Here is a 6,000-nt window from a genome sequence, read left to right as displayed (position 1 = left end):
CGTTGATGTGGATCCAGCCGTAGTCGTGGTGGCGGTTGCCGCCGCGCTCGCCGTGGTCCTCGTGGTCGTTGTTGTTGTTGCCTTCGTTGCCCTTGCTGTTGTTGTTTCCGCCCTCGCCGCCCATGGGGGCCTGGACGGGGGCCTGCTGGACGGCGGCGGCCGGAGCGGCCGGGGCGGCCTGAGCGGCCTGGGGTGCCGGGGCCGCCGTGGCGTAGGTGATGCCGGTCGCGGCCAGGGCCGCGGCGGCCGCGACGCCTGCGGCGATCGCGTGAGAACGGGTCATGATCATGGTGCACTGCTTCCTGTCTCAGAGTCAGAGAGAGACCGACTTCGCAGCCGGTGTGTGATTGAACGTACTGACGCCCTCGGAAGCTGTCATTTCGGGCAGAACGTACCTACCGTCTCCAGTAGGCCAATCGGGGTATCCGGCGCACTTATGCACCCGGCTCCCGGTAACTGACGAAGTATCAAATGGACGCAGTTACTTAGCAGATTGACTGACTATTAGTCTTGGCGGGTGATCCTCTGACGCCTGCTCACCCTTGTGGCAGCGAGAACCGACCCGGATGTCCGGCGCGTCGCTGCTTGACATCGGGCTCCGCGGATGCCTGGAGGCTGCGTGGGGTGTCGTCCGGGTGCCGTGTGCGCCGCGAGAGCGCGGCCACAGCGGTTGCCGGGTCGTCGGCGTAGAAGCGCAGCACCCGCGCCTGGGCCTCCTTGCCCAGCGGGCGTACGAACCGTACCGGTTCGGAGAGCTCCACCGTGACCGTGGTCTGCCCGCCCACCGACAGGTCCACAGAGCCGTCGTCGCGCACCTTGGCCAAGCCGCCGCCGCTGACGATGCCGCGCTCGACGCGGGCGCCGGCGACGAGCTCCGCCGGAACCCTGATCTCCAGCAGCACGCCGTAGCGCAGGCGCAGCGAGCCGTCCGCCGTCACGACGTGCGGGCGTACGACGCAGGAGATGTGCAGCGCGATGACGAAGTAGCAGCCCCAGACGTCGATGACCAGGAAGACGGCGTGCACGACCGGCCAGGGGATGACCAGCGCCAGCGCCACCGTCTCGACGACCGAGACGAAGAAGAAGCCGTAGATCATGGCGGACTGGTTCGCGGCGTAGCGCACCGCGAGGTCCCCGGGGCCCACGCCGTGCGGTGGGCGGCGGGTGAGCCGGCGGCAGCAGCTGGTGAACAGCTTGACCTCGTGGACGGCGAGGCGGCGGAGCGCGGCCGGGACCAGGTCCCGTCCGGCCTCCAGCGCCGCGGCCCGGCGAGCCGTGCCCTCGCGCCGGTGACGGCGGTAGTCCGCGGTCAGCACCCCGGCCACCGCCACGACCGGGGCGAGCATCGAGACCTCGACCGCGCGCATCACGGACGCGGGTATCCCTGCCCCGGACGCCAGGCACAGCACGAGCACGAGCCTGCCGACGAGCAGGGCGAGCAGGGCCCAGCGGACGGTCCTGCGCAGCGCGTTCACCGTGCACCCCGTTCCTGGAGCAGGGCCGTCGCACGGCGCAGGACCTCCGCCTGCGCGGGCGGGAAGTCCGCGAAGAACGCCTCCGCGAAACCTCCGCCGTCCTTGTCGCCGGTGCCGGCGGCGGCCTCGGCCGCGGACCGGGCGACCTCCTGCGGCATGCTGTCCGCCACCGTCCGGGCCAGCTCCGGGACGCGCGGGTCGTCGGGTGCGGCGTCGGCGAGCTCGTCCAGCCGGGCATAGATCTCGTACGCCCGTGCCATCGCGTGCTCGTCGGTGCTCAGTGCCTGCATCATCGCCAGGAGCCAGGTGCGATGGCCGGCGCCGGCGGTCGAGTCCAGCAGCGCGAGCAGTTCGCGCTCCTTGGCCGCCATGGCGGGTTCGGGGCCGGGGCGTGTGGCGGAGGCGCGGGCCATGTCGTCGAAAACGGCGGCGAGTTCCGGGGAGACCGGGCCCTCGGCCGGCAGGCCGCCGGTGTCCGCGCGCCGCAGCAGCTCGGCCAGACGGGCGCGGCGCTGCCGGATCGCCTCCTGCTGACGGGCCAGGTCGGCGTCGAGCTCGGCGAGGATCTCGCGCAGGTCCTTGCCCGCGTCGTCGGCGAGGGCGTCGCGGACCTCGTCGAGGCTCAGCCCGAGCTCGGTCAGCCGGCGGACGCGGGCCAGCTCGACGGCGTCGCGCAGTCCGTACTCGCGGTAGCCGTTGGGTTGCCGTTCGGGCTCTGGCAGCAGACCGATGCGGTGGTAGTGCCGCACGGTGCGGGTGGTGACGCCGGCGATCGCGGCGAGCTCTCCGATACGCATGCCTCCAGTAGAAACGTTGTCGCTGCGACAAGGTCAAGCGCGGTCGTGCCAGGTCAGGCCGGATTCTCCAGGCGGGATAGCCAGGTGGTCAGCAGCGCTTCGAGTGTCTCGGTCTCGGTGGATGTGAGCAGGTCCAGCAGTCGGCGCTCGTTGCGCATGTGGTCGGTGAACGCGCGGTCGATCAGCTCGCGTCCGGGTCCGGTGAGGGCGACGATCCGGCCGCGCTGGTCGTCGTCGGAGCGGCGGCGAGTGACGAGCCCGGCCCGCTCCAGGCGGTCGATCCTCTTCGTCATCGCGCCGGTGGTGACCATGGTGTGCGCGGCGAGCTCGCCCGGTGCCCGTTCGAAGGGCTCACCGGCGCGGCGCAGCGCGCACAGCACGTCGAACTCTCCCTCGCCGAGGCCGTAACGGCCGTAGACGAGGCAGAGTTCGGCGGTGAGCCGGTCGGCCAGGCGGTGCAGCCGGCCGATCACTCCCTGCGGGGTGATGTCGATGTCGGGCCGTTCGCGGCGCCAGTCGGCCTGGATGCGGGCCACGCGGTCCGACGGCCGGGAGTGGGGGTGCGAGGGCGGGTGCGGGTGCTCCATACGGACATAGTAGCTTCCTGGGAAGCTATATTGCCTTCCATGGAAGCTAAAATGTGGATGCGCTGGGTGGGTCTGACGGCGGTCGCGCCGGTGGCCTGGGGAACCAACTACTTCGTCACCCACGAGTTCCTGCCCGCGGACAGCCCGCTCTACGGGGCCGCGCTGCGGGCGCTGCCCGCCGGTCTGGTCCTGCTGGCCCTGTGCAGGCAGCGGCCACGGGGTGCGTGGTGGTGGCGGTCCGCGGTGCTCGGGCTGCTCAATGTGAGCGTGTTCTTCGTGCTCGTGTACGCCGCCTCCCAACTGCTACCGACGAGCGTGGCGTCGACCGTCATGGCCGTGTCGCCACTGGCGATGATGCTCATCGCCTGGTTCCTGGTGTCCGAGCGGCCCGGCATCAGGCACCTGGCAGGCGCCGCGCTCGGGCTCGGCGGGGTCTGTCTCATGCTGCTCACGGGGGCGGAAGGGGTGAGCGTGCCGGGAGTCCTCGCCTCGGTCGCGGCGATGCTGGTGTCGTCCTTCGGCCACATCCTGACCAAGAGGTGGAGCGCCGGTGCCGATGTGCTCGCCTCGACCGCATGGCAGCTCACCGCCGGAGGTCTGTTCCTCCTCCCGGTCGCCGCGGCCGTGGAGGGCCCGGTGCCCGCGCTCTCCACGTCGGCGCTCCTCGCGTTCGGCTACGTCTCCCTGGTCGCCACCGCACTGGCCTTCGCCGCCTGGTTCACCGGGCTGCGGCACCTGCCCGCGGGCACGGTGGGCCTGATCGGACTGCTCAACCCGGTCACGGGCGTGCTGCTCGGTACCGTGGTCGCCCAAGAGGTGCTGACGGTCCGTCAACTGTCCGGGCTGGCACTCGTCCTGGCCGGAGTCGTCCTCGGCCGGCCCGCACGCGCGAACCGGCGCGAAGACAGGCCGCGCACCCCAGGCGTGGCACTGCCGTCTGCTCCGGTTCCATCTGCTCCGGCTCCGTCTGGTCCCGCTCCGGCCGAACGGTGTTCCTGCCGGCCTTCTGGTCCGCCATCCCCGGGCGCCTGAGGACAGGGCCGCCGGAAGCTCGACCTCCGGCAGCCGGAGCGGTCTGATGGAACCGGAGGGAGGTGCCTTCCATGGGTACGACAACGCTTCCGGCGTCGATGCGGGCCTGGGTGGCCTCCGCCGCCCACCCTGGGACGATCGAGTCCGTCGTGCTGCCCGTCCCGGTGCCCGAGGACCACGAACTGCTGGTGCGCGTGGCCGTGTGCGGGGTGTGCCGGACCGACCTCCATGTGCGGGACGGCGACCTGCCCGCACACCGTGAGCGGGTCGTGCCCGGGCACGAGACGGTGGGTGAGGTCGTCGCGGCGGGCCGGGCGGCCGCAGGGCCCGCGATCGGCGCGCGGGTCGGGATTCCGTGGCTGCGCCGGACATGCGGGGAGTGCGGGTACTGCCTGCGGGGGCAGGAAAACCTGTGTCCGTCCTCGCTCTACACGGGCTGGGACGCCGACGGAGGCTACGCGGAGTACGCCACCGTTCCCGCCGCGTACGCGTACGAGCTGCCGGAGGGCTACACCGAGGAGGAGCTGGCCCCGCTGCTGTGCGCCGGGATCATCGGTCACCGCGCTCTGCGCCGCGCCGAGCTGCCCCCGGGCGGCCGGCTCGGGGTCTACGGCTTCGGGGCCTCCGCACACCTCACCGCGCAGGTCGCCCTCGCCCAGGGCGCGACCGTCCACGTGTTCACCCGGTCACCGGCCGCCCAGGAACTCGCCCTGTCCCTCGGGGCGGCCTCGGCGACCGACCCGTACGCACCGCCCCCGCAGCCGCTGGACGCGGCGATCCTCTTCGCCCCGGCCGGCGACCTGGTCCCCGTCGCCCTCCAGGCCCTGGCCGGCGGCGGCACGCTCAGCATCGCCGGTATCCACCTGACCGACATCCCCACGCTGGACTACCAGCGGCACCTCTTCCGCGAGCGGACCCTGCGCAGTGTCACCGCCAACACCCGCGACGACGGGCGCGCGCTGTTCGCCGTCGCCTCGGAGCAGCACCTGCGGGTGACGGTCACGGTGTACGGCTTCGACGAGGCGGACCGTGCCCTCGACGGCCTGTCGGCGGGCCGCGTCAACGGGGTCGCGGTGCTCCGCGTACGACGGTGACCTCGGCAGACGCGTCCATCGGCCCTGCCGACGAGAACGACGAGGACGACGAGGACGACGAGGACGACAAGGATCCTGCGAGTCCGCCTGGGGACGGGCGCCCTGGTGTCACAGAAACCGCTGCTCTCCGGTCTAGCTGACAACCAGCAGTGAACGAAGGCGCTGGGGGAGGGAGAATGGCGTATGGAGCATGGTGACGCGGTGCCGATCGCCGAGCTGCTCGACGAGCGCCGTTTCCTGCTGGAAGTCGCCTGCCGCATGCTGGACCGCCCCGGCGAGGCGGAGAGCGTCGTGGAGGAGACCTATCGCCGGTGGTACGGGCTGTCGGAGGCCACTCGCCGGCGGATCGCCGCTCCCCGGTCCTGGCTCACGAACACCGCGGGAGGAATCTGTCTGGGCCGGCACCCCCCGCCGGGCCGGGCGGCGTACGTGCCCGATGACGTCGTCGGGACGGTCCCCGACACGGTCGCCGACATCGTGGGAGGTACACAGCCGGAGTGTGCCGAACCAGCCGAACGGGCCCGCCGCCGGCTCCGGACGCGGTACTCGTGTCCTGCGACTCCGGAAGAGCACGACGCCCTCGCCCGCTCCGTCCGCGAGGCCTGTGCGAGCGAGGACGCGGGACTGCTCGCGTCGCTGCTCCGTCCGGACGTCACGGCGTTCTTCGACGGCGGCGGCAAGGTGCGGGCGCTGATCGGACCGGTCCGCGGCAGCCGGCACGTCGCCCACAGCCTGCTGACCCTCCTGGGGCACCGCCCGCACACGGCCCTGACCACCCACCCCGTCAACGGCCGCACCGGCCTCGTGGCCCGCTACCACCACCAGGTCGCCGCCGTCATCGGCCTCGACATCGCCGACCACCACATCGCACTGGTCTGGGTCGTCCTCAACCCCGACAAGCTGCGCTCCTGGAACCGGCCCTCACCTCTGGCAGGCCCGCCGGCGACGCCATGGTGACAGCCCGCCGGTCCTGTTCCTGTTCGTGTTCGTGTTCGTGTTCGTGACAGGGCTTCGC

Annotated in this window: 6 protein-coding genes and 1 pseudogene; 3 read left to right on the top strand and 4 right to left on the bottom strand. The window is 71.9% G+C overall.

Going from position 1 to position 6,000, the window contains the following annotated elements:
* The 4 genes and pseudogenes from IE318_RS05825 to IE318_RS05810 all read right to left on the bottom strand — a co-directional run.
* Positions 1-283: pseudogene (locus tag IE318_RS05825) on the bottom strand (hypothetical protein); the annotation flags it as partial.
* 253 nt (positions 284-536) lie between these two features.
* Positions 537-1,475, bottom strand: coding sequence for a hypothetical protein (locus IE318_RS05820; protein ID WP_229903362.1), 939 nt, complete (start codon positions 1,473-1,475; stop codon positions 537-539).
* Complete coding sequence (locus IE318_RS05815) at positions 1,472-2,272, bottom strand: MerR family transcriptional regulator (protein WP_189897090.1); 801 nt, start codon at positions 2,270-2,272, stop codon at positions 1,472-1,474. The genes IE318_RS05820 and IE318_RS05815 overlap by 4 nt, the downstream gene beginning before the upstream one ends.
* Before the next feature lie 53 nt (positions 2,273-2,325).
* Entirely contained in the window at positions 2,326-2,859 is a 534-nt protein-coding gene (locus tag IE318_RS05810; protein ID WP_189897088.1) for a MarR family winged helix-turn-helix transcriptional regulator, read from the bottom strand.
* Positions 2,860-2,916: 57 nt separating this feature from the next.
* Here IE318_RS05810 and IE318_RS05805 point away from each other — a divergent pair, with 57 nt between their 5' ends.
* The 3 genes from IE318_RS05805 to IE318_RS05795 all read left to right on the top strand — a co-directional run bounded on the left by IE318_RS05805 (position 2,917) and on the right by IE318_RS05795 (position 5,942).
* Entirely contained in the window at positions 2,917-3,891 is a 975-nt protein-coding gene (locus tag IE318_RS05805) for a DMT family transporter (protein WP_189897176.1), read from the top strand.
* A 98-nt stretch (positions 3,892-3,989) separates the two neighbouring features.
* The gene (locus tag IE318_RS05800) at positions 3,990-4,985 is read left to right on the top strand and encodes a zinc-binding alcohol dehydrogenase family protein (RefSeq protein WP_189897174.1); all 996 of its coding nucleotides are present in this window, start codon (positions 3,990-3,992) and stop codon (positions 4,983-4,985) included.
* Positions 4,986-5,168: 183 nt separating this feature from the next.
* On the top strand, positions 5,169-5,942 hold the full coding sequence (locus tag IE318_RS05795; protein WP_189897086.1) for a sigma-70 family RNA polymerase sigma factor family protein: 774 nt from the start codon (positions 5,169-5,171) through the stop codon (positions 5,940-5,942).
* Positions 5,943-6,000: the final 58 nt, after the last annotated feature.

Source organism: Streptomyces spiralis (genome assembly GCF_014654675.1).
GTDB lineage: Bacteria > Actinomycetota > Actinomycetes > Streptomycetales > Streptomycetaceae > Streptomyces > Streptomyces spiralis.
The sequence above is the reverse complement of the archived record's forward strand: the minus strand, read 5'-3'. Positions and strand labels throughout refer to the sequence as shown.

Bases quoted from the DNA above. Each gene is read 5' to 3' on its own strand.
- IE318_RS05815 (WP_189897090.1), bottom strand. From the start codon at position 2,272: ATGCGTATCGGAGAGCTCGCCGCGATCGCCGGCGTCACCACCCGCACC.
- IE318_RS05810 (WP_189897088.1), bottom strand. From the start codon at position 2,859: ATGGAGCACCCGCACCCGCCCTCGCACCCCCACTCCCGGCCGTCGGAC.
- IE318_RS05805 (WP_189897176.1), top strand. From the start codon at position 2,917: ATGCGCTGGGTGGGTCTGACGGCGGTCGCGCCGGTGGCCTGGGGAACC.
- IE318_RS05800 (WP_189897174.1), top strand. From the start codon at position 3,990: ATGCGGGCCTGGGTGGCCTCCGCCGCCCACCCTGGGACGATCGAGTCC.
- IE318_RS05795 (WP_189897086.1), top strand. From the start codon at position 5,169: ATGGAGCATGGTGACGCGGTGCCGATCGCCGAGCTGCTCGACGAGCGC.